Raw genomic sequence first — 26,480 nt, 5'->3', positions numbered from 1 at the left:
TGCCGGTGCAGGACGGGCGCGGGCGGCTGTGGATTCAGCCCGCGCCCGCGGCCGCGTTACTTGTACATGGTCTGGTTCATGGTCCCCGGGGCGTAGGCGTCGGGGTCGATCCACACATTGATCAGCGACGGCTTGCCGGACTCCCGCGCCCGCTCCAGCGCCGGGCGGATCTGGCTGGCCTCGTACACCTCCTCGCCATAGCCGCCGAGCATCTGGGCGAATTTCGAGTAGTGCACGTCGCCCAGCTTGTTGCCGACATTGCCCTTCTCCGGCCCGTATTTCTGGATCTGGCCGTAGCGGATCTGGTTCATGTGCGAGTTGTTGCCGACCACGCCGATGAAGGGCAGGTCGAAGCGCACCATGGTCTCGAAGTCCCAGCCGGTCAGGCTGAAGGTGCCGTCGCCGAACAGACAGAGCACCTCCTTCTCCGGCTGGGCGATCTTCGACGCCATGGCGAAGGGCACACCGACGCCGAGGGTGCCGAGCGGGCCGGGATCCATCCAGTGGCCCGGCGCCCGCGGCTTGACCACGCCGCCCGAGAAGGTGACGACGTCGCCGCCGTCGCCGATATAGACGGTGTTCTCGGTCAGGAACTCGTTCAGCTCATAGGCCAGGCGCAGCGGGTGGATCGGCGAGGCGTCGGACTTCAGCTTCGGCAGCCGCGCCGCCTCCATCTTCGCCTCCTCGGCCCGCAACTCCTCGAGCCAGGGCTCGCGGCTCCTGGCGCCGTTGTCGACCCGGCCGGAGACGGCCTGGGTGACGGCGGCGAAGATGGCGCCGCAATCGCCGACCAGGCCGAGCGAGACGTCGCGGTTCTTGCCGACCGTCCGGTAGTCGAGGTCGATCTGCACCACGGTGGCGTTGCGGCCCAGGCGCTTGCCGTAGCCCATGCGGAAGTCGAAGGGCGTGCCGACGATCAGGATCACGTCGGCGTTGTCGAAGGCGTAGCGCCGGGTCTGCTGGAAGTGGTGCGGGTCTCCCGGCGGCAGCGTGCCGCGGCCGGCGCCGTTCATGAAGGCCGGGATGTTGAGGGTGCGGACGAAATTGATCGCGTCGTCGGCCGCCCGGCAGGTCCAGACCTGCTGGCCCAGCAGCACGCAGGGCTTCTTCGCGTGGACCAGGATGTCGGCCAGCTTCTCGATGTCGCGCGGGTCGCCGATGCTCTTGGTCGACCAGCGGTAGTGGCCGGCCTCCGGCAGCCTGGCCTTCTTCAGCGGCACATGGCCGTCCAGGATGTCGCGGCCGATCTCGAGATAGACCGGGCCGGGGGCGCCGGCGAAGGCCTCGCGGAAGGCCATCGAGCACATGTCGGCGACGCGCTCGGTGGTCACCACATTGGCCGCGAACTTGGTGATCGACTTCATCATGTCGACATGCGGCAGGTCCTGCAGCGACCCCATCTTGTGCTGGTCGAGGGCCCCCTGGCCGCCGATCAGCAGGAACGGGCTCTCGGCGCGGAAGGCGTTGGCGACGCCGGTGATGGCGTCGGTCGTGCCCGGGCCGGCGGTGACCACGGCGCAGCCGGGCTTGCCGGTGACGCGGGCATAGCCGTCGGCGGCATGGGCCGCGACCTGCTCGTGCCGGACGTCGATGATGCGGATGCCCTCGTCCAGGCAGCCGTCATAGATGTCGATGATGTGGCCGCCGCAGAGGGTGAAGATGGTGTCGATGCCCTCGGCCTTGAGCGCCTTGGCCACGAGGTGACCGCCGGAGATGACCTCCTCCGTCGCGGCCGCTTCCTTCACTGCAGTATCGGGCATGATCGCTTCCTCCTCACCTCTTGCTCGGGATGCGCGGCATCGCGCGGCGCCGGGCGGTCATTCGAAGCCGGTCCCGTGCCGCTCGACCGACCGCGACAGGTCGAGGGCATGGTTGCGGACCAGCGTCTCGGCGAGATCCCCGTCGCGCCGCGCCAGGGCCTCGACGACGGCGGTGTGGTCCGCCACCGACCGCTCGGCCCGCTCCGGCCGGCCGATCAGGGACCAGCGGATGGCGCGGATGTGCAGGAACAGGGTCTCGGTCATCTCGGTGATCAGGACGCAGCCGCCGAGGCGGATCAGCGCCTGATGGAAATCGATGTTGGCGGCGGCGAACCGGTCGGGCGCATCCGCCTCCGCCGCCTGGCCGGCGATCATGCCGCGCAGCTCCTCGATCTCGGCCGGGCCGACGCGCGCCGCCGCCAGACGGGCGGCCATGCCTTCCAGCGCGGCCCAGACCACGATCAGCTCGCGGATCTCGTCCCGGGTCTTGCGGACCACGAAGACGCCGCGCCGCGGCATCGACCGCACAAGCCCTTCCTGCTCCAGCAGCGCGATTGCCTCACGCACCGGGGTCCGGCTGATGCCCAGAGCCTCGCACAACTGCCGCTCGTCGATCCGGATCGGGCGGCTGTGGCCGTAGATGTTCATGCGCACGATGGCGTCGCGCAGGGCCTGATAGGCCTTGGCCTTGTAGCTGGCCTTGGCGGCCAGCGGCGCGACATCGAGCGTCACCCCATCCACCAGCATCGGCGTTCCGTCCCAGAGCGTGCGACCGGCCGCGAAGGCTCTCTGGTCGACTGAATTCAGAATTTTGTATACCAGAAGAATCGGTCCGGCAAGCCGGGAAAGTGGATGCGATCGTCTTTTTTATTTGGCGCAGAGACAGTTTATGCTGCGGTGCGCAAAAAGATGGCCGTGCCACGGCGTGGCACGGCCCAGTCGGGAGGAAACTTGTGCAGTGGGAGGCTTGGTCTTCGCCTTCCCCCTCCTGTCATCCTCGGGCTTGTCCCGGCGATCCAGGGGCTTTCGAGAGCGGTCCTTGGTGGCCCCTGGATCGCCGGGTCAAGCCCGGCGATGACAATACGGGGCGAGCCCTTCCCTACGCCGCCAGTGACTTCGCCACGTCTTCGCTGATCTTCTTTGCATCGCCGAAGAGCATGAGGGTGTTGTCGCGGAAGAACAGCTCGTTCTCGACCCCGGCATAGCCCGAGGCCATGGAGCGCTTCACGAACAGCACCGTCCTGGCGTTCTCCACGTCCAGGATCGGCATGCCGTAGATCGGGCTCGCCGGGTCCGACTTCGCCGCCGGGTTGGTCACGTCGTTCGCCCCGATCACAAAGGCTACGTCCGCCTGGGCGAAGTCGCGGTTGATCTCCTCCAGCTCGAACACCTCGTCGTACGGCACGTTGGCTTCGGCCAGCAGCACGTTCATGTGCCCCGGCATGCGGCCCGCCACCGGGTGGATGGCGTAGCGCACCTCCACCCCCTCCTTCTTCAGCAGGTCCGACATCTCCCGAAGCGCGTGCTGCGCCTGCGCCACCGCCATGCCGTAGCCCGGCACGATGATCACCGACCGGGCGTTCTTCATCACGAAGGCCGCGTCCTCCGCCGAGCCCTGCTTCACCGCCCGGTCGCCCGAGGCGCCGCCGGCCGCGGCGGCATTGGCCTCGCCGCCGAAGCCGCCCAGGATCACGTTGATGATCGACCGGTTCATCCCCTTGCACATGATGTAGCTGAGGATCGCGCCCGACGACCCGACCAGCGCCCCGGTCACGATCAGCAGGTTGTTCTGCAGGGTGAAGCCGATGCCCGCCGCCGCCCAGCCGGAGTAGCTGTTCAGCATCGACACCACCACCGGCATGTCCGCCCCGCCGATCGGCAGGATCAAGAGGAACCCGAGCGCCAGCGCCACCAGGATCAGCAGGAGGAACGCCGCGCCCGACTGCCCGGCGCACATCCACACGATCAGGAGCACGATCAGGAGGCCGAGGCCGGCGTTCAGCGGGTGCTGCATCGGGAACACCAGCGGCTTGCCCGAGACCAGACCCTGCAGCTTGGCGAAGGCGACCAGGGATCCGGTGAAGGTGATGGCGCCGATCGCCGCCCCCAGCGCCATCTCGATCAGGCTGCCGACATGGATCGCCCCCGGCGTGCCGATGGCGTAGGCGGCCGGATCCAGGAACGCCGCCGCCGCCACGCACCCCGCCGCCAGCCCCACTAGGCTGTGGAACGCCGCCACCAGCTGCGGCAGCGCCGTCATCTGGATCCGCTGCGCCACCACGTAGCCGATGCCGCCCCCGATCGCGATCGCCGGTACGATCAGCCAGTAGTTCCGCACCTGCGGCAGCAGCACCAGCGTCGTCGCCACCGCGATCGCCATCCCGGCGATCCCGTACCAGTTCCCCTGCCGGCTCGTCTCCGGGCTCGACAGGCCCCGCAGCGCCATGATGAAGCACACCGCCGCCACCAGATACGCCAGCACCGCCAGGCTCGTCATCGCGATCCCCTCGCCTTCGTATTCGAATGTTGCCTGAACGGGCTGTCTCAGCCCTTCTTCCGGTACATCGCCAGCATCCGCCGCGTCACCAGGAAGCCCCCGAAGATGTTCACCGAGGCCAAGAGCACCGCCAGCGCCCCCAGCACGCTCGACGCCCCGATCACCGCCGGCCCCGCCGCTATCAGGGCGCCGCCCGCGACCCCGGAGGAAATCGCGTTGGTCACGCTAATGGGGGGCGAATGCAGGGCGGGCGACCCCCGCCACACCACGTAGTAGCCGACGAAGCAGGCCAGCACGAACACCGTCAGCCCGGTCAGGAAGAAGCCGTGCTCCCCCGCCGGCCCGGCCGTCGCCGCCGGCGCCTGCACCGCCAGCGCCTGGGCCTGGTCCGCCAGCCCCCGCGCCGCCTCGGCCAGATCCTCCGCGCCCTCTGCGATCCCGTCCGCCGCCATGATCCCGCTCTCCCCTACGCCGCCTGCTCGGCCCGGCCGCCGAAGCCCGGATGCACCACACGGCCCCCCGCGGTCAGCCGCGTCGCCGCCACGATCTCGTCAGAGCCGTCCACCTTCAGCGCCTTGCTCTCCTTGTCGATCAGCGGCGTCAGGAAGGCCACCAGGTTGCGGGCGTAGAGCGCCGAGGCGTCGGTCGCGATCCGGCCCGGCACGTTCCTGTGCCCGACGATGGTCACGCCCTGGTCCTCGACCACCTCGCCCAGCCGGGTCAGGGCGCAGTTGCCGCCCCGCTCCGCCGCCAGGTCCACGATCACCGACCCCGGCTTCATCGACCGCACCATCGCCTCGTCCATCAGCACCGGCGCCTTCTTCCCCGGGATCAGCGCGGTGCAGATCACGATGTCCTGCTTCTTCACCGTCTCGGCGATCAGCGCCGCCTGCTTGGCCCGGTACTCCGCCGACATCTCCTTGGCGTAGCCGCCCGAAGTCTCCGCCGCCTTGAACTCCTCGTCCTCCACCGCCACGAAGCTGGCGCCCAACGACTGCACCTGCTCCTTCGCCGCCGGACGCACATCGGTGGCAGAGACCACGGCCCCGAGGCGCCGCGCCGTCGCGATCGCCTGCAGCCCGGCCACGCCGGCCCCCATCACCAGCACCCGCGCCGGCGGCACCGTGCCCGCCGCCGTCATCATCATCGGGAACGCCCGGCCGAACACCGACGCCGCCTCCAGCACCGCCCGGTAGCCCGCCAGGTTCGCCTGGCTCGACAGCACGTCCATCGCCTGCGCCCGCGTGATCCGCGGCACCAGCTCCAGGGCGAAGCTCTCGATCCCCGCCTCGGCATAGGCCGACAGGCTCTCCGCGTCGTCATAGGGCTCCAGCACCCCGATCAGCGCCGCCCCCCGCGGGATCAAGGACAGCTCGTCGACCTCGCCCTGCCCGGCCCGCAAGGGCCGCCGCACCTTCAGCACCACATCGGCGCCCGCGAGAGCCGCCGCCGCGTCCGGCGCCACCTCCGCCCCCGCCGCGCGGTACGCCTCGTCCGTCACGGCACTGCCCAGCCCGGCCCCGGCCTCCACAACGACCGTCGCCCCCAGACCCACCAGCTTCTTCACGCTGTCCGCCGTCGCCGCCACACGGCGCTCACCGTCCCGCCGCTCCCGCAACACCACTATCCGCATGGACAACAGCTCCCCCACGCGGCCCTCCCCAAGGTCATTGGGCGGCGGCGCCGCACTGCGTTAGAGACGCCGCGGCAGCCCGGCCGGGCCGCCGCGGTTCACCATCAAGTGGAGATCAGGCGTGCACCACGGCCGCAGCCGGCTCCTGCAGCGCCGGCGAGGACTGCTGCAGGAAGTGCCGGATCAGGTCGCGGGCGCTGATCACCCCGACCAGGGTGTGATCCTCCATCACCGGCACGTGCCGGATGTGGTTCTCGTCCATCAGCCGCAGCACCGTCTCGATGCTGTCGCGGGGCTCGCAGCTGATCACCGTGCGGCCCATGAAGGCCGAGACCGGCATCGACAGCGCCGCGGCGCCATGCGTGGCCAGCGCCCGGGCGACGTCGCGTTCGGAGAACACCCCGACCACGACATTGCCCTCGGTGCGGCACACCTCCTTGACGACGAGGGCGCCGATGATCTCCTTGGTCATCAGCGCGACGGCGGTGGCCACCGTCTCGCCGACGCGGATCATGACGACGCGCGAATCCTTCTGGCGGAGAATGTCTTCGGCCCTCATTGGCTGGGTTCCTCCTCTGGAAAGCGGCTCTTTCCGGCCGCTCGGACGGGGGTCAGGCCGGCACCAGCGCCGGCGTCCGTTTCGTCTCGGCCGTCGCGGGACGGCTGTAGAGCCCGGCGATCTCGGCGCGCTGCTGCACCAGGGCCAGGACGGTGTCGATCGTCGGGGTCGGCACCCCGACCATGCGGCCGAGCTCCTGCACCACGGTGACCAGCGGGTCGATCTCCATCGGCCGGCCGCGGTCGAGGTCCTGCAGCATCGAGGTGCGGTGGGCGCCGACGGCGCCGGCGCCGTCCAGCCGCCGCTCGATGTCGACCCGGAAATGGACACCGAGCCGGTCGCCGATCGCCTGCGCCTCGGCCATCATCCGCCGGGCGACGTCGCGGGTCGAAGGGTCGCCGGTGATGACGTCGAGCGTCGCATGGGTCAGGGCGCTGATCGGGTTGAGGCAGAGATTGCCCCAGAGCTTGAGCCAGATCTCGTCGCGGATGTTGTCCCGGACCGGCGCCTGCAATCCCGCCGCCGTCATCGCCTCGCTGAGCGCGGTGACGCGGGCCGACCGGCTGCCGTCCGGCTCTCCCAGCGGGAACTTGTCGCCGTAGTGATGCTCGACCACGCCGGGCGCCACCACCTCGGTCGCCGGATAGACGATGCAGCCGATGCCGCGCTGCGGCCCCAGCCGCTTCCACTGCACGCCGCCGGGATCGACGGTCTCGATGGTGCGGCCCTCGAGCGCGCCGCCATGGCGATGGAAATACCAGTAGGGCAGCCCGTTCACCGCAGTCACCACCGCCGTCTCCGGCCCCAGCAGCGGCTGCATCGCCTCGACTACCCCCGGCACCGAATGGGCCTTGAGGCAGATCACGACATAGTCCTGCGGCCCCAGCTCGGCCGGGTTGTCGGTGCAGCGGATGCGGGCGGTGCGGGTCTCGTCGTCGATCCTGAGGGTCAGGCCGTTCTGGCGCATCGCCTCGAGATGCAGGCCGCGGGCGACGAGGCTGACCTCGACGCCCGCGCGATGGAGCTGGACGCCGAGATAGCCGCCGATGGCCCCGGCGCCGTAGATGCAGAGTTTCATGGCCGCGCCTTCCTCCCGTTGATTGGAGTCAGGGCCGCTGAGCAGCCGACCGGATCATCGTGGTATACAAAATACCCAATGTCAATCGATCCAAGACCCAATCGATCCAAGACCCAATCGATCCAAGGGAGGAAAGCTGCGTTGGACTCTCGTCCACGGTATACTTGTGACCGGCGACGCCTAAGGTTATAGGCGAGGTGAACGCTGGCCGCGCAGGCGACAGAAGGGCCTTCGATGAGCATCCCGCAGATCGACGTCAAGCCGCTCGACACCGAAACGAGCTTCCGGATCAAGGCCTACAAGGCTCTGAAGCACGCCATCACCGAGATGGACATCTATGGCCATGCCGGCGAGATCAAGCTGGAGGAGCGGCAGCTGAGCGAGATGCTGGGCGTCAGCCGCACCCCGATCCGCGAGGCGATGACGCTGCTGGAGCAGGAGGGCTTCGTCCGCTCCGTGCCCCGCCGCGGCATCTTCGTGATCCGCAAGAGCAAGGCCGAGGTCCTGGAGATGATCACGGTCTGGGCGGCGCTGGAGAGCATGGCGGCGCGGCTGGCCACACAGGTCGCGACCGACGCCCAGATCCGCAAGCTGCACGACTATGTCGACGTGTTCCGCGACCGCGACCCGGAGGAGCATGTCAGCGAGTATTCCGAGGCGAACATCGCCTTCCACAAGCAGATCATCCGGATCAGCGGCTGCCAGCTGATCGTCGACATCACCGACAACCTGTTCATCCACATGCGCGGCATCCGCCGGGTGACGATCGGCCAGGACCACCGGGCCCAGCGCTCGGTGGTCGACCACCAGAAGATCGTCGCCGCGCTGGAGGCCCGCGACGCCGACCTGGCCGAAACGCTGGTGCGCGAGCACACGCTGGGCCTGGCCGAGCATGTGCGCAAGCACGGGGATTTCTTGGACTAGGTCACTCCCCTGCTCCGAAGTCGCCGAGATAGGTCCCGTCCATCGGCACGGCAAGGAAGCGGCGGTTGATCTCGGCCAGCGTGGCCGCGGGGTCGAGATTGCCGAACAGCTCCGGATGAAACCATTTGGCCATCGCCTCCGCCGCGACCACATGGGTCGGGGCGTGGAAGAAGTTGAGCCAGAGCGCATGGGCGCGACCGGCGGCGATGGCCGGCAACTCGCCGAGTCCGGGCTCGCCGCGGATCGCGGCCAGCTGCTGCCGCACCTCCGCCGGCGAGACGCCCGGCCCGATCCGGAAATTGCCGGGGCCGGGGAGCTGCGGGCCGCCGGCGGCGATGTAGACCTCCGGATTCCGCGCCAGCACGTATTCGAGGCCGAGCTGGCCGGTCGGGCCGGGCACGGCCGCCCCGGCGATGTTCTCGCCGCCGGCGAAGGTTATCAGCGTGCCCGCGCCGGAGGCCCCGGCGGACCAGCAGCATTCCCAGCCGCCGGCGCGGGCGTGCAGCAGCACCTTCGGCCGGGCGCCGGGATGTGCGGCCAGCGTCCCGGCGATCCGCCCTATATGCGCCTCGTAGAATCGGACATAGGCTTCGGCGCGCTCCTCCCGCCCCAGCGCGTGGCCGAGCGCCCTGAGGCTCGGCACCGTGTTGCGCAGCGGGTCGTCGAAGAAGTCGATGCGCAGCACCGGCACGCCCGCCGCGGCGAGCTGTCGCTCCAGCTCCTCCGCCGGGCCGAACCAGAGCGGCAGGACGACGAGATCCGGCCTCAGGGCGAGGGCCTGCTCGACCGAGAAGGTCTCCGCGGTGGTCCCGCCGACCAGCGGCAGCCGGTCGATCGCCGGGAAGCGCGCGCGATAGGCCGCGGCGGTGCCGGGATCGAACCGCACCAGGTTCTCGGCCCACCCGGCGACCAGCGACAGCGGCTCCGGGTCCAGCAGCGCCAGCACGGCGATCAGCCCGCCATCGCCCAGCACGACGCGCCGGGCCGGCTGCGGCAGCTCGACCGTGTGGCCGGCGACGTCGGTGACGGTGATCGGATCGGCCGCCGCTGGCGACGCGAACAGCCCCAGCAGCGCGATCGCCGCCGCCAGCCGGCGAATGATCACCACCGCAGCTTCAGGCCGGCGGTGATGGTGCGCCGGGTGCCGTAGAAGCAGGAATTGTCGTCCCAGCAGGAGGCGACGAACTTGCGGTCGAACAGGTTGGAGACGTTGACCGAGATCTGCGTCCCCTCCAACTCCGGCTGCAGCATACCGAGGTCGTAGCGCAGGCCGAGGTCGAACAGGGTGACGTCCGGCACCTTCAGCGTGTTCCCGGCATTGCCGTAGGACGAGCCGATGTAGCGGACGCCGGCGCCGAGCGCCAAGCCGTCCAGAGCGCCGTCGGTGAAGGCGTAGTCGGCCCAGAGCGAGGCCAGCCGGTCCGGCACGCCGTAGGGCCGCTTGTCCTCGGCGGTCGTGCTCTCGGTGTTGACGATGTCGAGCACGGTGAAGGAGCCGAGCAGGCTGAGGTTGTCGGTCACCTTGGCCTGGGCCTCCAGCTCGGCGCCGCGGGACCGGACCTCGCCGGTCTGGATGCTGGCATAGGGATGCAGCGGGTCCGGGTCGGCGGTCTTGACGTTGGTCTGGGTGATGTCGAACAGGGCGAACGTGAAGAAGCCGGACATCCAGTCCGGCTGGTATTTCACCCCAACCTCGTACTGCTCGGCCCGGCTGGCCTTGAAGGGCTGGCCGTAGAAGTCGGTGCCGTTCACCGGCTCGAAGGAGGTGGAATAGCTGGCATAGGGGGCGATCCCGTTGTCGAATTCGTAGACCAGCCCCGCCCGCCAGGTGACAGCGCTGTCCGCCTGGTGGCTCGCGGTCAGCGCCCCATCCGGCAGGGCGCGGCTGTCGGTGTCGGTCTCGGCCCAGTCCGCCCGCACGCCCAGCAGCAGCGACAGGCCGCCCCACTTCATCTGCTCCTGCGCGTAGAAGCCGACCTGGTCCAGCGTCTGCCGCGTGTCGCTGTTGTAGGCAGGCATGACGATGTCCTGGCGACGATCCGGGTGCAGCACGTCGATGGACGGCGCGCTGCCCATGCCGAGCAGGGCGCTGGCGTCATTGTGCCGGTAGTCGATGCCGAACAGCGCCGTGTGCTCGACCTCCCCGGTCGAGAAGCGCAGCAGCGCCTGGTTGTCGAGCGCGACGCCGTCGAAGGATTCCCTGGTCGCGATCGTGGCCCGCGCCAGCGATGTCGGTCCGTCATAGCCGGTCTGGAACACCGAGCGGTAGTCGTAGTCGGCGTGCATGTAGCGGAAGTTCTGGCTCAGGGTCAGCACGTCGCCGGCCTTGTGCTCCAGCTCGTAGCCGACCGAGTACTGCGTCCGTTCCGACCGGTCGAAGCCGGTGTCGCCGTCGAAGAAGCTGGTCGAGAAGCGCCCCCAGGGCGCGCGGTCGACCGTCCCCAGCGCCGGCAGGTAGTTGAAGGCGCCAGCGGCGGGATCGTGCTGGGAGCTGCCGAGGATGGTCAGGCTGGGGTCCTCGTTCGGCCGCCAGGGGATCGCCGGCGCGACCGAGATCCGCTGGTCCTGGGTATCGGCCAGCGGGGTGCCGGAATCGCGGCCGAGCGCGGTGAGGCGGTACAGCAGCGAGCCGTCCTCGGTCAGCGGGCCGCCGAGATCAAGCCCCGCCTGCAGGCGGTCGAAGGTGCCGTATTCCAGGTCGATCTCGTGCAGAGGCTCGTCCGTCGGCCGCTTGCTCCAGAGATTGACCACGCCGCCCGGGTTCACGCTGCCGTAGAGGATCGAGGACGGGCCGCGCAGCACCTCCACGCGCTCCAGCATGTACGGGTCGACCGACGGGGCGATGTAGTAGACGCCGCGCGGCAGCCTGAGACCGTCCATCAGCCCGACGAAGTTGGCGTCGGCGCCGCCGGGGGTGCCGAAGCCGCGGATGTTCGGGAAGTCGTAGCGGCCGGGGCGCGTCTCCGGCGCCACGCCGGCGGTGTAGCGCAGCGCCTGCGACACCGACTGCGCCTTCTGGTCGTCCATCTGCCGGCGGGTGACGACCGAGACGGATTGCGGCGTCTCGATCAGCGGCGTGCCGGTCTTGGTCGCGGTCCGCGACTCCTCGGCGACATAGCCGTCGGTCGCGCCGAAGAAGCCGCCGCCCTGGACGATGATCGGGTCCAGCGCCAGGGCGCCCTCCGCCGTGGCATCGGCCGCGGGGGCCGGCGCCGGACGCTGGATCGAGACCGTGTTGGCTGCGGTCAGGCGCCAGGTGACGCCGGTCCCGGCCAGCAGCCGCGACAGTGCCTCGGCCGGTGGCAGGCTGCCGCGGACGCCGGGCGAGGTCAGGCCCTGCAGATCGGCCGAGGCATAGGCCAGCTGCATGCCCGACTGGTCGGCGAACCGGCGCAGCGCCGCCGCCAGCGGCTGGCGCGGGATGTCGAAGCTGCGCGCCGCGGCGGACGGAGCGTCCTGTGCCCAGGCCGACGGCGCAACGGCCAGGGCCAGCGGGACGCCTCCCACCAACGCGGTCGCGGCCAGCAAGGACCGCAGCACCCGATGCGGCCGCCCCCGCGGCGCCGCACGCCGCCCCTGAACGTCTGACATTCTTCCCCCACCCCGCTTGCAATTCAGAACCACATGCATCCGGTGCTCTGCATGAGCCCCGGACAGGCCGATCGCGGCCCTTCACTGGAGAGACGCGTGAGGCGGCGGCTTGCCTATAGGGCCAAGTCGGATTTTTCAGCCGATCACGATCACGACGCCGGGGACCCGGCGCAGCGCCAGGCCCTGGGTCTCGGCCAGCGCCGCCAGCGCCGCCTGGGCCTCGCGGATCGAGAACACGCCGCCGACCGGCTCCGCCGCGCGGCCGCCGTCGGCCAGCACCACCCGCTCGGGCACGTAGCGGCCCAGCTCGGCCACCGCCTCGGCGAAGGGCTTGCGGTCGAAGACGATGCGGCCGGCCCGCCAGGCCAAAGCGGCGCCGAGATCGACCGGGGCGGCGCGGCCCGGCGCCGAGCCCTCCCGGTACCGCGCCTGCTGCCCCGCCGCGAGGGCGACCGCGCCGGCCGGCGGCATCGGCGCCGCCGCGGCGGCCGGCCCGAACACCCCGGCCCGCCCCTCCGCCACCGTCACGGTCGCCTCGTCCTCGACGGCCCGCACGGCGAAGACCGCGCCTTCGGTCTCGCTGTTGCCGCCCAGCGCCGCCACCCGGAACGGCGCCGCGGCATCGCGCCGGGCCTCGAACAGCGCCTCGCCCTGCAGCAGCGTGACGAGGCGCAGCCCGGGGCGGAAGCCGAGCGCGATGGCGCTGTCGGTGTTGAGCAGCACGGCGGAGCCGTCCGGCAGCGGGATTCGCGCCTGCTCGCCGATGCCGGTGCGGTGATCGGCCCGCCACAGCAGCGCCAGCCGCGGCGCCAGGGCGACCCCGGCCACGCCGGCCGCCAGCGCCGCGCCGCCGCCGAGAAGCGCCCGGCGGCCGATGCCCCTCGGCCGGGGCGCGGTGCGCGGCGGCGCCTCCGGGGCCATCGCCTGCAGCTGCCGCCAGAAGGCACGCTCCCGCGCGAAGGCGCGGTCGTGGTCGGGCGACGCCGCCCGCCAAGCCCGGAATGCGGCGAGGTCGGCCTCGGTCGCGGTGCCGGAGGCGAGCCGGACCACCCAGTCGCGCGCGTCCCTGGCGATCCTGATGTCCTGGGCGTTGTCGTCGGTGTCCATCGGCTCGCGGCGGCAGGCGGAGGGCGGTTCCCCCTTCTACTCCCTAGACGTGCGAGAGGGGGATTTGCCTCAATCGGCCAAACTGTCGCGCAGCTCCGACAGTCGCTCGAGCACGCGGCGGATGTGGTAGTAGACCGTGGTCTCGGACACGCCCAGATCGCGCGCGATCTGGCGGTGGGTCCTGCCCTCGAAGCGGTTCATCAGGAACACCCGCCGGCTCTGCTCCGGCATCTCCGCCAGCGCTCTCCCCAGCGCCGCCACGGCTTCCCGGCCGATGGCGATGCGCTCCGGCGACATCTCGTCGGCGCTGTCCCACAGCAGGTCGTGCACCTCCTGATCAATCGCCGCCCGCCGGCGTTCCTTGCGCAGATGGTCGGTCGCGGCATTGCGCACCGTGCGGCGGACATAGGCCTGCGGGTTCTCCACCGCACCGTCGGTGCCGAGCTCGGCCAGCCTGATCCAGGCGTCCTGCAGGATGTCGGCGGAGCGCGCCCGGCAGCGCACCCTGCCATACAGGCCGGCCGCCATGCCGGGTGCGTTGGCCCCGAAGGCATCCAGGATCCGAGACAGCTTCTTCACGACACCCCGCGGCTCGAGTTGGACGGAGCGAATGTATCGAGAATGCAATCCATTCTCAACTATTCGCCGTTGCCCCGTTCGGCGCCTTCATGGCGCGGCCGCCGGCTCAGCCCGACTCCGCCACCCCGGCCCTCGCCAACACCCGGCGGGCACGGGCGACGACCGGGGCGTCGACCATGCGGCCGTCGACCTTGGCCGTCCCCTGCCCCGGCTGCAGCGCCGCGACCACCCGGCGGGCATGCTCGACCGCGGCCTCGTCCGGGGTGAAGGCGCGGTTCAGCACCGCCACCTGGGCCGGGTGGATGCAGCTGGCGCCCTCGAAGCCCTGGCGCGCCGCCTCCTCCGCCGCGCGGCGCAGGGCGTCGAGGTCGTCGATCCCGGCCAGCGATCCCATCAGCCCGAACGCGGTCAGGCCGGCGGCCCGCGCGGCCATCAGGATCTGCAGCTTGGCCAGGCGCATCACCTCGGCGGCCGGGTCGGCCCCGATCTCGGCCGACAGATCCTCGCCGCCGCAGACCAAAGCGAGGTTGCGCGGCGTGGCCGCGGCGATCTCCGCCCGCCGGTCGAGGCCGCGCAGGCTCTCGATCATCGGCACCAGCCGGGTCCAGCCTTCCGGCCGCCCGACCTCACGCTCCACCTCCCCGGCGCGCTCGGCGATCAGCCGAGGCCATTGCGGGTCGTCGGTCTTCGGCACGAACAGCCCGTCCGCCCCGGCCCGCACCGCGGCCTCGACGTCGGCGGCGGCATGGGCCAGCCGGCTGTTGATGCGGACGAAGACCCGCGCCCCGGCGGATCCCGCCTGCGACACCGCGGCAGCCAGCGCCGAACGGGCGGCGGGCTTGGCGGATTCGGCGACGCCGTCCTCGAGGTCGAGGATCACCGCATCGGCGCCGCGTCCGGCCGCGCCGGCGACGAAGCGCTCGCGATCGGCGGGGACGTAGAGCAGCGAGCGCAGGCGGAGGAAGCGCCCATCGGACTCGTCAATGGCGGGCATGTCAGCCGACCTCCACGGCGGTGAAGCGGGTGTGGGCGCCGCCCCAGTTGGCGAGGCCGATCTGACCATGGCCGAGGGGAGCGTCGTCGGTCCAGTCGAACCGGGCCGAGCCCTCGTTACCCGACGCCTCGCAGCGCAGGGTCGGTCCGGTGGCGGTGATGCCGAGCCGGTAGCTTCGGCCGTGCGTCCAGGCGAAGGCCACGGAGCGGACCGGGCGCAGTTCCCCGTTCTTCCGGAACAGGGTCAGCCCCTCCGCGGTCAAAGCGAGGGCGTAGCTGCGGCGGGCGCCCTGGACGCGGGCCAGCACCGCATGGGCGGGGCCGACGATCGGGACCAGGGTGGCGGCGACGGCATAGTCACGCCACTCGATGTCGCCGGTGTAGCTTTCCGACAGCCCGGCGCCGCTGGCGTGACAGGCGCCGTCCTCCAGCCGCCAGAAGCCGCGCAGCCAGGTCCATTGGCTGATGCCGCCGGTCTGCGGCCGCTCACGGGCGAAGCTGGTCGAGAAGCGCGGCGCGCCGCCCCAGTCGAGCCAGGCCAGGTGCAGCGATCCCGCTTCCCAGGCCGCGCCGAGATTGCGCAGCACGATGCCGACCTCGGACAGGCAGGCATCCGCGAGCAGCGGAATGTCGAAGGCCAAGTCCTGCCATTCGCCCGGCCGCAGCGGCGTGGTTTCGGCCTGGTGGCTGCGGTCGTGGTTGTCGTCGCGGACGTAGAGGGCGGCGCGCAGCGAGGACGGCGCATCGGGTGGGACCCAGAGCCGGGCCGTCACCCGCTGGCCGGGATGGATCTGCGGCGAGAAGCTGGCGCCGTAGAAATTGCCGCTGAGCTCCGACGGCCGGACATGGCTGCGGGTCGACAACCGGATCTCGCCGGTGCCGCCGAGCTTGCGGATCGCGATGGCCAGCGCGCCGGCCGGATCGATGTCGGTGGAGCGCCGCCATTCGATCGGCCGGCCCAGGCCACCGGTCGCCCTGGCCTGGAACCCGCCCATGGCCCCGCCGTGGCGGACATGCCGCCGCGGCGGCACCGGTCCGGCCTCGATCCCGGCCAGGCGGCGGCCGAGGCGGGCGAGCAAGTCGGCGCCCTGCGGGATCGTCATGAGGTTGCGGCCGCCGATCAGCCCGGCATTGATCAGGATGTCGTTCAAGGGCCGGCGCCAGGACGGGTCGATGCCCTCGATGCCGACGGCGGCCCCCATGATCGCGCCGACATTGCCGACATTGCAGTCGGTGTCCCAGCCGGCCATGGCGGCGACCCGCAGCGCCCGGCTGAAATCGCCGGCGCCGTACAGGAGGGCCAGGACGATCACGCCGGCATTCGGCACGATCGGGACGGTGCCCGGATAGCGGTCGTAGCCGAACTCGGCCGACAGCACGGCGAAGGCAGCCCGCCAGTCGTCCGGAAACCGGCGATGGGCACCGATCATGGCGCGGACCACGGCGGCGTAGTCGCCGTCGCGGTCGATCCGGGCCAGCGCGGCCTCGATCAGCGCCGCCGGATCGCGCTCGGCGAAGGCGGCGCTGACCATGGCGGCGACGAAGCGCGCGCCCTGCAGCGCGTTGCCGTCCCAGGCCACCCGTGCCGCCCGCTCCGACAGATCGGCGGCGAGGCCCGGCCGCCCGGGCGCCATCAGCCCCCAGATATCGGCGAAGATCTGGCCGCCGATCTCCTCGGCGACGATCCGGCCGTTGAGCGCGGCCGATCCCGCCAGCGGCGCCGGGATCCCGGCCGCCAGGTTGACGTAGGCGGTGTGCATGGCGGCGACGCCGTAGCCGCCCCACCACAGCGTGCCGTGCTGATCGCCCAGATAATTCAGCCAGCCTTCGGCGATCTGCTGCGTCGTCACCTCCGTGGAGGCGCCGCAATCCTCGAAGATGCGGGCCAGGATCATCGAGAAGGCGGTGTCGTCGTCCGGCTTGAAGAACCGGCCGTCATCCTCGCTGAGATAGAACACCAGCTCGCCGACATGGCTGCGGATCTGGGCTTCGGTCCAGTTCTCCAGCGGCGCGCCGAAGCGGACGCCGATGCATTTGCCCAGCCATCCGGCATAGACCCGGTCGTCGTAGCCGGCCGGGATCACCCCAGCGCCCCGGCGGCGCGCAGGCCCGCGATCTCCTCGTCCGAGAAGCCGGCGCGGCGCAGCACGTCCTCGGCGTCCGCCCCGACCGCCGGCGCCAGGCGGCGGATCGCGCCGGGCGTGGCCGACAGGCGCGGCAGGACGTTGTGCACCGGCAGGGGGCCCAGATCCGGGTCGGGGATCGACACCACCACCTCGCGCTCGATCACATGCTCGTCGGCCATGAAGTCGGCGATGTCGTGCACCGGGCCGACGGTGATGCCCTCGGCCCGGAAGACAGCCAGCGCCGTGTCGCGGTCGCGGGCGCCGATCCATTCGCCGATGATGGCGTCCAGCACCGCGCGATTGCGCACCCGGTCGGCGTTGGTGGCGAAGCGCGGATCCCGCGCCAGGGCGTCGCCGCCGACCAGCAGCAGGATGCGCTTGGCCATCCGGTCGGTGGAGCCGGACATGGCAATCCAGCGGCCGTCGCGGGTCTTGTAGACGTTGCGCGGCGCGCTGTTGCCCGAGGCGCTGCCCGTACGCTCCTTGACCTGGCGGGTGACGGCGTAGCTGCCGGCCTCCGGCCCCAGCACGGAATACATCGCCTCCAGGAGCGACAGGTCGATCACCTGGCCGCGGGCCATGCCGCGGTCGCGGGCCCGCAGCGCCGCCAGCACCGCCTTGGCGCCGTGCAGCCCGGCGATCATGTCGGCCAGGGCCAGCGGCGGCAGCACCGGCTCGCGGTCGGCGAAGCCGTTGCGCGAGGCGAAGCCGGACATCGCCTCCACCAGCGTGCCGAAGCCCGGCAGGCGGCTGGCCGGGCCGGTCTGGCCGAAGCCGGAGATGCGGACCAGGATCAGGTCCGGCGCCATCGCCTGCAGCCGGTCGGGCGCCAGCCCCATCTCCTCCAGCACGCCCGGCCGGAAATTCTCGATCATCACATCGGCGGTCGGGATCAGCCGCTCCAGCGCCGCCATCCCCTCCGGCTTGCGCAGGTCGAGCACGACCGACAGCTTGTTGCGCGACAGCTCCTTCCAATAGAGGCTGTGGCCCTTCACCTGCCAATCGCGCAGCGGGTCGCCGCCCGGCGGCTCGACCTTGATCACCTCGGCGCCGAAATCCGCCAGCTCCAGCCCCAGCGCGTTGCCGGCGACGACGCGCGACAGATCGAGCACGCGGATGCCGGAGAGCGGCCCCGCGCGCTCCGGCTCAATGCGGGCGGGCCGCGCCTCAGCCATGGGCGGCCTCACGGATCTCGATCACCCCCGCCTGCATCCGCCCGGCCGAGGGCATGCGCAGGCCGGCCATGCCATAGGCCAGCGTGGCATCGTGGGCCTCCAGCAGCACCTGGCCGTCGACCGACAGGGCCAGCCGGTCACCCACCGCTTCCAACGCCAGGCTGTAGGTCCGGCCGAGCTCGCGTTTGAACGGCGCGCGGGCCAGCACGGTCTCGCCGAAGTCGCGGCGGATGATCGCCACCTCCTCTGCCGAGACGAAGCCGGCGGCATAGCAGCGCTCATTGCCCTGGCCCCGGGCGCAGACCAGATGCCCGTCGCCGGCCAGCGGCGTGATCTCGGCCGTCACGGTCTGGTCGCGGGCGTAGAGATGGCCGGTCCAGAGATCGGCGTCGGTCGCCGTGAGGGCGTGGATGCGGCCGTCCTCGATGCGCCAGACGCCGCGGTTCCAGGTGCAGCGGGTGATGCCGCCCCACTCATTGGCCTCGATCCGCGGATCGAGGCGGGCCGAGCCGGGGCCGGAGACGGCGAACGCGTCGATGAAGATCCGGCCGAGGAACTTCAGCCGGCCGAAATACTCGACCTTGATGCCGATCTCGTCGACCGCCTCGCCGCCCGTCTCCGGCACGGTGAAGCGCAGCTCCTGCCACTCCCCCGCCGGCGGCTGGGCCCAGGCGCCGATCTCGTCGATCGTGCCGCTCATCGCCCGGCGGACATAGGGCACGATGCGGAGATGGCCGTCGCCCTCCCAGGGGTCGAGCCAGAGGCGCAGGGTCGCCTCCTGCCCCGTCGCCACCACGGGCGAGAACATCGGCCGGTAGCGCTCGTCGTCGAAATCGCTGCGACGGTAGAACGGCTTCCAAAAGATCCGGCCGCCATCGCCGCGCTCCAGCCGGTCCAGCAGGGCGCACAGCGCGCCGCGGCCGGTCGCCTTGCGCTCGTCCGACCAGGACAGCGCGATGCGATTGTCGGCCTCGGTGCGGAAGCCATGGGTCGACCCCGGCAGGTCGAAGTCGAAGCGGATGCCGCGCCGCTCCATGTCCGCCACCCACTCCGCCGGCGGCTCCCCCCCGGCCAGGCGATGGGCCAGCACCGCCAGCTCGCGGCAGAAGCTGGGGATGTCGACGATGTTGAGCGACCCGGTGACGCCGGAGGCGACGATGCAATCGTTGATCGGCTTGCGGTAATGCGCCGCCACCCCGGCGATGCCGGCCAGCGTGCCGACGATGGCCCCGGCATTGCCGGCGTTGCAGTCGGTGTCCCAGCCGCCCATGGTCGCGATCTCGACCGTGCGCGACAGGTCGCCCTGGCCGTACAGCAGCGCCAGGATCAGCAGCCCGGCATTCGGGATGATATGGCAGACGCCGGGATAGCGGTCGTAGCCGAACTCGGTCTCCAGCATCCGCCGGCAGGCGCGCCAGTCCTTTGGCTTCACCCGGTGCATGGCCTGCACCGCATGGGCGACGCGGGCGTATTCGCTGCCGGCCGGGATGGCGGCCAGACCGGCCTCGACCACCTCCTCGATCGTCTCCGCCACGAAGGCCTTGGCGATGCAGGCGGCGACGAAGCGGGCGCCGTGCAGGCCGTTGCCGTCATGCGAGACGCTGGCGGCGCGGGCGGCGAGATCGGCGGCGCGGGCCGGATCGCCCGGGCACACCCAGCCCCAGGAATCGACGAAGATCTGGCCGCCGATCTGCTCGGCGATCACCGCGCCGTTGCGGGCGATCGAGCCGGATTCGGGCGCCGGGATGCCGGACTGGAGGTTGGCGAAGGCGGTGTGCTCGGTCGAGATGCCGTAGCCGCCCCACCAGAACATGCCGTGCAGCTCGGCGGCGTAGTTCAGCCAGGTGCGGCCGACATCCTGGGGCGACGGGTCGAGGCCGAAGTCGCGCAGCGCCCGGATGAAATAGACCGGTCCGTTGGTGTCGTCGTCGGCGGCGAAGTTCTTGAAGTCGCGCAGATAGCCGGTGATCTCGCCATAGGTCTTGTCGATCCGGTCCCAGGTCCAGATCGTCGGCTCGACCGGGGCGCCGAGGCGCACGCCGATGGCCTTGCCGAGGAAGCCGGCATAGATGCGGTCGATTGTGTCGGTGGGCAGGGGCATTCCGGGCTCTTGGTCTGCGGGCGGGTCAGTGGACGGCCGCGGCACGGGCCGGTTCGGCGGGATCGGAGATCAGCGCCCGGCGCCGGGCGTCGCGGAGGCGGGCGAGGCCGAAATCCGCGGCCAGGATGCCGGCCACGGCGTCGTGGAAGCGGTCGGCCTCGGCCGTCAGGTCGAAGCGGTTGGCGCGGTCCAGCAGGTCGCGTTCGGCCGGGTCGATCACGGCCTCGCCGTGCATCGCGCCGAGGATGGCGCCGGCCATGCAGCCGATGGAATCGGTGTCGCGGCCGGAATTGACGCCGTCCAGCACCGAGGCCCGGAAGTCGCCGTCGTTGAGCAGGCAGAAGCCCAGCGCCAGCGGCAGCTCCTCGATCGATCGCAGCCGCGACGGGGTGTAGTCATGGGTCGGCAGCCCGGCCCTCTCGGGATGGCGGTGCACGTCGTCGCCCATGCTGGAATAGCGGCCGATGATCGACTGGAACTCCGCCGTCACCCGGGCGTGGTCGGCGCGATGCGGCTTCAGCCGCCGCGCCGCCGCGGCGATGTCGGCGATCGCCGCGCGGGTGCCGTCCTTGGCGAGCGAGACGGCGGTGTCGACCACCGCCTCGATCGTGGTGCCGGGCACCATGGCGGCGGCCACGCAGGCGGCCATCACCCCGGCCGCCTCCAGCCCGTAGCTGTGCTGGTGGCCGGCGGCGAGGTCGATCGCCTCGTCATAGGCCGCCTTCGGGTCGCAGGCGTTCGCCGCGCCGACCGGGGCGATGTACATGGCGGCGCCGCAATTGACCATGTTGCCGATGCCGCCCTCGCGCGGGTCGCAGCTGGTCAGCTGGTGGCGCTGGAAGATCCATTTCTCCGGGTAGAACAGCCGCTCGATCAGCATGGTCTCGCGCTGCATCTCCGGGATCCAGCGCGGCGTCCAGGCGATCTGGCGGACCATGCCGCCGGCCATGTCCCAGGCGTCGAGATGGCGGCCTGCCTCGCGGTAGACCGCCATCAGGCACAGCGTCATCAGCGTGTCGTCGGTGACGATGCCGTGCCCGCGGATCCGGCCGCCCCGCGCCGCCTCCGGCACCTCCGCGCGGTGCCAGTCGACCTCCAGCGAGGTGACCCGGCCGTAGCGCTGCCGGATCTCGGCCGCGGACAGCTTCTCGATCGTGGCGCCGACGGCGTCGCCGAACGCGACGCCGTGCAGCATGCCCCGGACCCGGCCTTTCAGCGACGGCCCCGCCTCAGTTCGTTCCATTCAGCTTGGTCCTCGCATATTCGGTGATGTCGGCGCCGCCCTTGGCGTTCCACTCGGCGACGTACTCGTCCCACTTCTCGATCGGCAGCTCGCCGGAGATGAACTTCCAGGCGTAGCTGCGGTACACGTTCTCCGCCGCGTCCAGCTTGGCGGTGTAGTCGCTGGGGAAGACGAAGGCGTTGTCCGGCGCGTAGTATTTCTGGGCCAGCGCGACCGACTTCTCGGCCTGCTCCGACATCAGCGGCACCGGCGGCTTCCAGGCGTCCGGCTGGTCGATGATGAAGCGCGGATACCAAGTCGCCATCTTGTCGGTGGTCTTGACCGTGCCGCCGTCCTTGACCCACTGCTCGCCCTCGAAGCCCATGCGGTCGATCGCCTGGCCCTCGGGGCTGGCCATGAAGTCCATCAGCGCGACCACATCCTCCTTGTGCTCGGAGATGGCGGACATGGCGAAGCCGCGGCTCTCGCGGCTGACGTCGACGGCGCGCAGCCCCTGCCCGCCGGGGCCCTTCGGCGGGTCCAGCGGCACCAGGGTCGCGCCCGGATGAACCTGGCGCATCTTGCCTTGGTAGATGTCCATGTTGACGCCGACCACGCCGAGGATCACGCCGACGCGGCCGGAGTAGAACTTGTCCTCGCGGGTGTCCCACTTGGTGGTGATGAAGTCGGGGTCCAGCAGACCTTCCGCGAACAGCTTGCGGTAATAGGCGATCTTGTCGCGCTCCTGCGTCGAGACGCGGGCGTGGATCCATTGGCCGGAGGCATCCTTCAGCCAGGTGCCGCTGACGCCGAAGGCCTGGTTGAAGATCTCGTCCAGCTCATCCGTGGCGCCGGCCGGCGGGATAGTGGCCACCGTGATGCCGTAGCTGTCCTTCTTGCCGTTGCCGTCGAGATCGCCGTCCACGATCTTGCGGAACAGAGCTTCCCAGTCCTCCAGCGTCTGCGGCGCCGGCAGGCCGGTCTTCTCCAGCCAGTCCTGGCGCATCACGCCGACCTTGGCGCGCACCGGGAACGGGTAGATCAGATAGGGGTAGTTCTCGAGCCGCGGCTTGTTGTGCGCCCACAGTGCGTTTTTCAGGTTCGGCGCCTTGTCCAGCCAGGGCCGCCAGTCCTCCAGCAGTCCCTGCTCGACGATCTTCTGGTCGCCGCCCTGGAAGTAGATCAGGTCGGGGATGTCGCCCGACAGCAGCATCAGCGACAGCTTGTCGGCATAGCCGCCGGGCGGCACGTCGACCAGGTCGATCTTGATCGGATGGCCCTTGGCCGCCATGCCGGCCTCGATCGCCGCCACCAGCTTGACATCGTCCGGATTCGACTTGGTGAAGTCCTTGCTGACGACGCGAAGGGTCACCGGGTCGGCAGCCTGCGCCGACGCGCCCAGCGCCGCCGCGAACACCAGGGCCAGTGCGGAACCCAGCAGCATCTTGTTCATTGCGTCTCCTCCTCGACTTTTTGGTTGGGGGTCATCGGCGCGGGTCATCCCTTGACGGCCCCGCTCATGGTCCCCTTGGTGAAGAACTTCAGGATCAGCGGATAGATCGCCAGCACCGGGATCAGCGTCAGGATGATCATCCCGGCCTTCAGCGCCCGCAGGTCGATCTGGCTGCCGCCGGTGTACTGGTTCATGGCCTGGAGCCCGACCATCAGCGACTTGTCGCCTTCGACCACGAACTGGCGCAGCACCACCTGCAGCGGCCACATTCCGGGGTCGTTCAGGTAGATCATCGCCCGGAAATACTCGTTCCAGTGCAGCACCGTGTAGAACAGGGTGATGGTGGCGATCGCCGGCAGCGCCAGGGGCGCCACCACGTGCCAGAGCGTCTGCAGCGGCGAGGCACCCTCCATCTCCGCCGCCTCCAGCAGCTCCTTCGGGATCTCCTCGAAGAAGCGGATCAGCACGATCAGGTACCAGGCGAAGACGCCGCGGTAGAGGATCACCGACCAGTAGGAGTTGAGCAGGCCGAGCTGCTTCATCACCAGATAGTCCGGCACCACCCCGGGCTCGAACACCACGGTCACCAGGATGAAGACCAGGATCGCGCGGCGCCCCGGCAGCCCCTCGCGCGACAGGGCCCAGGCCATCAGCGTGGTGGCGACGACGTTGATCGCGGTGCCGGCGACGGTGATCAGCAGGCTGTTGGCCAGGCCCTTCAGCACCTGCGGATGGGTCAGCAGCACCTGCCAGACGTCGAGCGAGAAGCCGTGCGGCAGCACCGCCAGGCCGCTCATCCCCGGCACCTGGGCGCTGTCGGACAGCGACACGGCCAGCAGGTTCAAGATCGGCTGGACCGTCACCACCACCATCAGCAGCAGGGTCGAGCAGATGATGGCGTATTCGATGCGCTCGAGCGGGGTGCGCTTGATCTGCGTCGCCATCACCATACCCCCTTGCCGGTGATGCGCTTGGAGACGAAGTGGGCGGCCAGGATCATCGCCATGCCGATCACCGCCTTGAACACGCCGGCGGCGGTGGCATAGGCGTATTCGCCGCCGACCAGGCCCATGCGATAGACATAGGTGTCCAGGATGTCGATCCGGTCGCGGATCGCGTCGTTGGAGAAGTTGAACACCTGGTCGAAGCCGGCGCTCATGAAGGCGCCGAGATTGAGGATGAACACCGTCGCCATGGTCGGCACCAGCGCCGGCAGGGTGACGTGCCAGATCTTGCGCCAGCGGCCGGCGCCGTCGATCGTCGCGGCGTCGTAGAGCTGCGGATCGATCGCCATCACGGCGGCGAGGAACAGCAGCGAATCCCAGCCGGCGCTGCGCCACATCTCGGAGAAGACCAGGACCCAGAGGATACTGCCTTCCGAGGTCATGAACGGCACCGGCGCGAAGCCGAACAGGCCGAGGATGGCGTTGACCGTGCCGTCGGTCGGCGACAGCACGGCGATGAACACGCCGGCGATGACGATCCAGGACAGGAAATGCGGCAGGTAGATCGCCGACTGCACGAAACGGCGGTAGCGCCGGCCCTGCACCTCGTTGACCAGCATCGCCACGATCACCGGCACCGGGAACAGGATGACCAGCTTCATGGCGCTGATCAGCACCGTGTTCCACAGCACCTGATAGAAGACGGGGCTGTCGAACAGCGCCCGGAAATGCTTCAGCCCGACCCAGACGCTGGGGCCGATGATGCGGTAGTCCTGGAAGGCCAGCTTGGCCTGCCAGATCGGCAGGTAATGGAAGACCACGAAGTACAGCAGGCCCGGCAGCAGCATCAGGTAATAGCCGCGCCAGCGCCAGACCCGCCGCAGGGCGGATTCGCGGGCCGCCTTGGGAACGTTCCCACCGAGGATCGGAATCGAGGCCGGGCTATGATCGAGGCCGGTCATGTCAGGCGCTCTTCTTCCGGGCGGCGCGTGGGGCCGGCCGGACACTGCGCAGGGCGGCCGTCGGCGGGGCGGCGACCGAGGCGCGCTCGACCACCCGGCAGGGCAGCACCGTGTGCACGATCTCGGCCTCGCCGTCGATCTCGGCCTGCAGCTGGCGCATTGCGTGGACGCCCATGTCGTAGCGCGGCTTGTCGACTGTGGTCAGGCCGGGATCAGTGAAGCTGCCGGCCTCGACCCCGTCCATGCCCATGATCGAGATGTCGCGGGGGCAGGCCAGGCCGGCGGCGCGGGCGGCCAGGATGGCGCCCACCGCCATCAGGTCGTTGGCGGCGAAGACCGCGGTCATCCGCCGGCCCTCGCGCTCGATCAGCCGATGCATCGCCGCCTGGCCGGACTCCGCTGTGTAGTCGCCCTCGTCCATGGGCAGCGCCGCGGGATCGAAGCCGTGGCGCTGCCAATGCGCCTGCGCCTCGGTGACGAAGCGGGTCCGGGCGACGCGCCGGTCGCGGCCGTTGATCAGGCCGATATGGCGGTGCCCGGCGGCGATCAGGTAATCGAGCGCCAGCCGCACGCCCTGGGCGACGTCGCTGCGCACGCTGGAGAATTCGGGGAAGCGCTCGCCGGAGGAGCCGATCACCACCACCGGCGCCTCGGTCTGGCGCAACAGGCCGCGGTCGTCGGTCGCGGGGTTGAGAATGATGCCGTCGACCCGCGCCTGGCGCAGTGCCTGCAGGTGACGGCGTTCGCGCTCCGCATCCCAGTCCGAGCTGAAGATCAGGAGCGACCGCTTCTCGGCCTCCGCCCGATCCTGGGCGCCACGGGCGAGATCGGCCCAGAACGGGTTCGAGATGTCGGGGATCACCAGCCCCATCATGCGGCTGCGGCCGGTGCGCAGGCCGAAGGCCAGGTGGTTGCGCTCATAGCCGGACTGGCGGACCGCCTCCTCCACCCGTTGGCGGGTCTCGGCATGCACCGCGCCGACGCCGGACAGCACCCGCGCCACCGTCGTCTTCGAGACGCCGGACAGGCGGGCGACATCGATGATCGTGGGCTGCCGCTTGCCGTTCAAAGACGCCTCCCCGGTGAAGCCGTTTCCCCTGCCTCCCGGGCAGGTTGTGGGAACGTTACCAATTCCCGACTCCTCCCGTCAAGCGGGCATCGCGAATGGCGATCATGCCGCACTCGTTCCGGATCTGGAAAGACTCTTTTCCCACCGTGAAAAGAATTTGCGAGCGGGCCGGAACCGAACCGTGCAGCCACTATTGACGCTGATGAGGCTGTGCTGCGGGCACGTTCCGCCGCCGCAGCTTCGCCGAGGCCCCGACACCAGCGGGCGCAGCCGTTTCGGTGCGCCCCGTCACGCACAGGAAGAAATACTTCGGCCAGCAGCGAAGCGATTTCTTTTGCCTGACAATAAATTTTGCATAGAGGCCACGTGAATATCAGGACCGGACAGGATAGAAAGATCGTTTCAATTTACAAAACATTCACATTTGCTGGTGCGAATCGGAGTGCACGTACGGACGAATGAACCATAATAACTCTAATACTAAAGACGGAGTGGTGGATGAGCGACGATCGCAACGAACGGATCCGACGCCGCGCCTATGAGATCTGGGAGGCGCTGGGCCGGCCCGAAGGCGGGCAGCAGCAGCACTGGGCCCAGGCCGAGGCGGAGATCCTGGGCGAGGAGAGCCAGGGCACCGGCAGCGTGCCCGAAGGGGCGGAGGAGCTGGACCCCGATGGCGCGCCGAAGCGGGGTTGACCGGATGCGGA

General features: G+C 70.3%; 22 protein-coding genes. 2 read left to right on the top strand and 20 right to left on the bottom strand.

What is annotated here, in order from left to right:
- Positions 1 to 56: 56 nt before the first annotated feature.
- From LG391_RS27145 to LG391_RS27115, 7 genes are all read right to left on the bottom strand, one after another.
- Positions 57 to 1,760: a thiamine pyrophosphate-binding protein gene (locus tag LG391_RS27145; RefSeq protein ID WP_225771179.1), complete on the bottom strand. Its 1,704-nt coding sequence runs from the start codon at positions 1,758 to 1,760 to the stop codon at positions 57 to 59.
- Between the two features lie 57 nt (positions 1,761 to 1,817).
- The gene (locus LG391_RS27140; protein ID WP_225771178.1) at positions 1,818 to 2,507 is read right to left on the bottom strand and encodes a GntR family transcriptional regulator; all 690 of its coding nucleotides are present in this window, start codon (positions 2,505 to 2,507) and stop codon (positions 1,818 to 1,820) included.
- Between the two features lie 352 nt (positions 2,508 to 2,859).
- Entirely contained in the window at positions 2,860 to 4,257 is a 1,398-nt protein-coding gene (locus LG391_RS27135) for an NAD(P)(+) transhydrogenase (Re/Si-specific) subunit beta (RefSeq protein ID WP_225771177.1), read from the bottom strand.
- 47 nt (positions 4,258 to 4,304) lie between these two features.
- Entirely contained in the window at positions 4,305 to 4,709 is a 405-nt protein-coding gene (locus tag LG391_RS27130; RefSeq protein WP_225771176.1) for an NAD(P) transhydrogenase subunit alpha, read from the bottom strand.
- Positions 4,710 to 4,723: 14 nt separating this feature from the next.
- Complete coding sequence (locus LG391_RS27125; RefSeq protein ID WP_225771175.1) at positions 4,724 to 5,890, bottom strand: Re/Si-specific NAD(P)(+) transhydrogenase subunit alpha; 1,167 nt, start codon at positions 5,888 to 5,890, stop codon at positions 4,724 to 4,726.
- A gap of 115 nt (positions 5,891 to 6,005) precedes the next feature.
- Positions 6,006 to 6,449 (bottom strand): CBS domain-containing protein, encoded by a 444-nt coding sequence (locus LG391_RS27120; RefSeq protein ID WP_225771174.1) that lies wholly within the window; start codon positions 6,447 to 6,449, stop codon positions 6,006 to 6,008.
- A gap of 52 nt (positions 6,450 to 6,501) precedes the next feature.
- Entirely contained in the window at positions 6,502 to 7,527 is a 1,026-nt protein-coding gene (locus LG391_RS27115; protein WP_225771173.1) for a 2-dehydropantoate 2-reductase, read from the bottom strand.
- A gap of 234 nt (positions 7,528 to 7,761) precedes the next feature.
- Here LG391_RS27115 and LG391_RS27110 point away from each other — a divergent pair, with 234 nt between their 5' ends.
- Positions 7,762 to 8,451: a GntR family transcriptional regulator gene (locus LG391_RS27110; protein WP_225771172.1), complete on the top strand. Its 690-nt coding sequence runs from the start codon at positions 7,762 to 7,764 to the stop codon at positions 8,449 to 8,451.
- A 1-nt stretch (position 8,452) separates the two neighbouring features.
- Here LG391_RS27110 and LG391_RS27105 read toward each other — a convergent pair whose 3' ends face one another.
- The 13 genes from LG391_RS27105 to LG391_RS27045 all read right to left on the bottom strand — a co-directional run bounded on the left by LG391_RS27105 (position 8,453) and on the right by LG391_RS27045 (position 25,773).
- On the bottom strand, positions 8,453 to 9,559 hold the full coding sequence (locus tag LG391_RS27105; protein ID WP_225771171.1) for an ABC transporter substrate-binding protein: 1,107 nt from the start codon (positions 9,557 to 9,559) through the stop codon (positions 8,453 to 8,455).
- On the bottom strand, positions 9,553 to 12,042 hold the full coding sequence (locus tag LG391_RS27100; protein WP_225771170.1) for a TonB-dependent siderophore receptor: 2,490 nt from the start codon (positions 12,040 to 12,042) through the stop codon (positions 9,553 to 9,555). The genes LG391_RS27105 and LG391_RS27100 overlap by 7 nt, the downstream gene beginning before the upstream one ends.
- Before the next feature lie 135 nt (positions 12,043 to 12,177).
- Complete coding sequence (locus tag LG391_RS27095; RefSeq protein ID WP_225771169.1) at positions 12,178 to 13,149, bottom strand: FecR domain-containing protein; 972 nt, start codon at positions 13,147 to 13,149, stop codon at positions 12,178 to 12,180.
- Between the two features lie 69 nt (positions 13,150 to 13,218).
- Complete coding sequence (locus LG391_RS27090; RefSeq protein WP_225771168.1) at positions 13,219 to 13,728, bottom strand: RNA polymerase sigma factor; 510 nt, start codon at positions 13,726 to 13,728, stop codon at positions 13,219 to 13,221.
- 106 nt (positions 13,729 to 13,834) lie between these two features.
- Positions 13,835 to 14,722, bottom strand: a complete 888-nt coding sequence (locus LG391_RS27085) for a CoA ester lyase (RefSeq protein WP_304608567.1) — start codon at positions 14,720 to 14,722, stop codon at positions 13,835 to 13,837.
- A 1-nt stretch (position 14,723) separates the two neighbouring features.
- A complete protein-coding gene (locus LG391_RS27080; RefSeq protein ID WP_225771167.1) occupies positions 14,724 to 16,805 on the bottom strand; it encodes an ADP-ribosylglycohydrolase family protein in 2,082 nt (693 codons plus the stop codon).
- Complete coding sequence (locus LG391_RS27075; protein WP_225771166.1) at positions 16,802 to 18,022, bottom strand: CaiB/BaiF CoA-transferase family protein; 1,221 nt, start codon at positions 18,020 to 18,022, stop codon at positions 16,802 to 16,804. The genes LG391_RS27080 and LG391_RS27075 overlap by 4 nt, the downstream gene beginning before the upstream one ends.
- Entirely contained in the window at positions 18,015 to 20,123 is a 2,109-nt protein-coding gene (locus LG391_RS27070) for an ADP-ribosylglycohydrolase family protein (RefSeq protein ID WP_225771165.1), read from the bottom strand. The genes LG391_RS27075 and LG391_RS27070 overlap by 8 nt, the downstream gene beginning before the upstream one ends.
- A gap of 25 nt (positions 20,124 to 20,148) precedes the next feature.
- The gene (locus LG391_RS27065; protein WP_225771164.1) at positions 20,149 to 21,366 is read right to left on the bottom strand and encodes an ADP-ribosylglycohydrolase family protein; all 1,218 of its coding nucleotides are present in this window, start codon (positions 21,364 to 21,366) and stop codon (positions 20,149 to 20,151) included.
- On the bottom strand, positions 21,353 to 22,798 hold the full coding sequence (locus LG391_RS27060; RefSeq protein ID WP_225771163.1) for an extracellular solute-binding protein: 1,446 nt from the start codon (positions 22,796 to 22,798) through the stop codon (positions 21,353 to 21,355). Before LG391_RS27060 ends, LG391_RS27065 begins: the two co-directional genes overlap by 14 nt.
- A 44-nt stretch (positions 22,799 to 22,842) precedes the next feature.
- Entirely contained in the window at positions 22,843 to 23,742 is a 900-nt protein-coding gene (locus LG391_RS27055; protein ID WP_225771162.1) for a carbohydrate ABC transporter permease, read from the bottom strand.
- The gene (locus LG391_RS27050) at positions 23,742 to 24,704 is read right to left on the bottom strand and encodes a sugar ABC transporter permease (protein ID WP_225771161.1); all 963 of its coding nucleotides are present in this window, start codon (positions 24,702 to 24,704) and stop codon (positions 23,742 to 23,744) included. The genes LG391_RS27055 and LG391_RS27050 overlap by 1 nt, the downstream gene beginning before the upstream one ends.
- Before the next feature lies 1 nt (position 24,705).
- Positions 24,706 to 25,773 (bottom strand): LacI family DNA-binding transcriptional regulator, encoded by a 1,068-nt coding sequence (locus LG391_RS27045; RefSeq protein WP_225771160.1) that lies wholly within the window; start codon positions 25,771 to 25,773, stop codon positions 24,706 to 24,708.
- A 498-nt stretch (positions 25,774 to 26,271) separates the two neighbouring features.
- Between LG391_RS27045 and LG391_RS27040 the strand changes: the two genes are divergently transcribed.
- Complete coding sequence (locus LG391_RS27040; RefSeq protein WP_225771159.1) at positions 26,272 to 26,469, top strand: DUF2934 domain-containing protein; 198 nt, start codon at positions 26,272 to 26,274, stop codon at positions 26,467 to 26,469.
- Positions 26,470 to 26,480: the final 11 nt, after the last annotated feature.

The organism is Inquilinus sp. Marseille-Q2685, from assembly GCF_916619195.1.
Lineage (GTDB): Bacteria > Pseudomonadota > Alphaproteobacteria > DSM-16000 > Inquilinaceae > Inquilinus.
The sequence above is the reverse complement of the archived record's forward strand: the minus strand, read 5'-3'. Positions and strand labels throughout refer to the sequence as shown.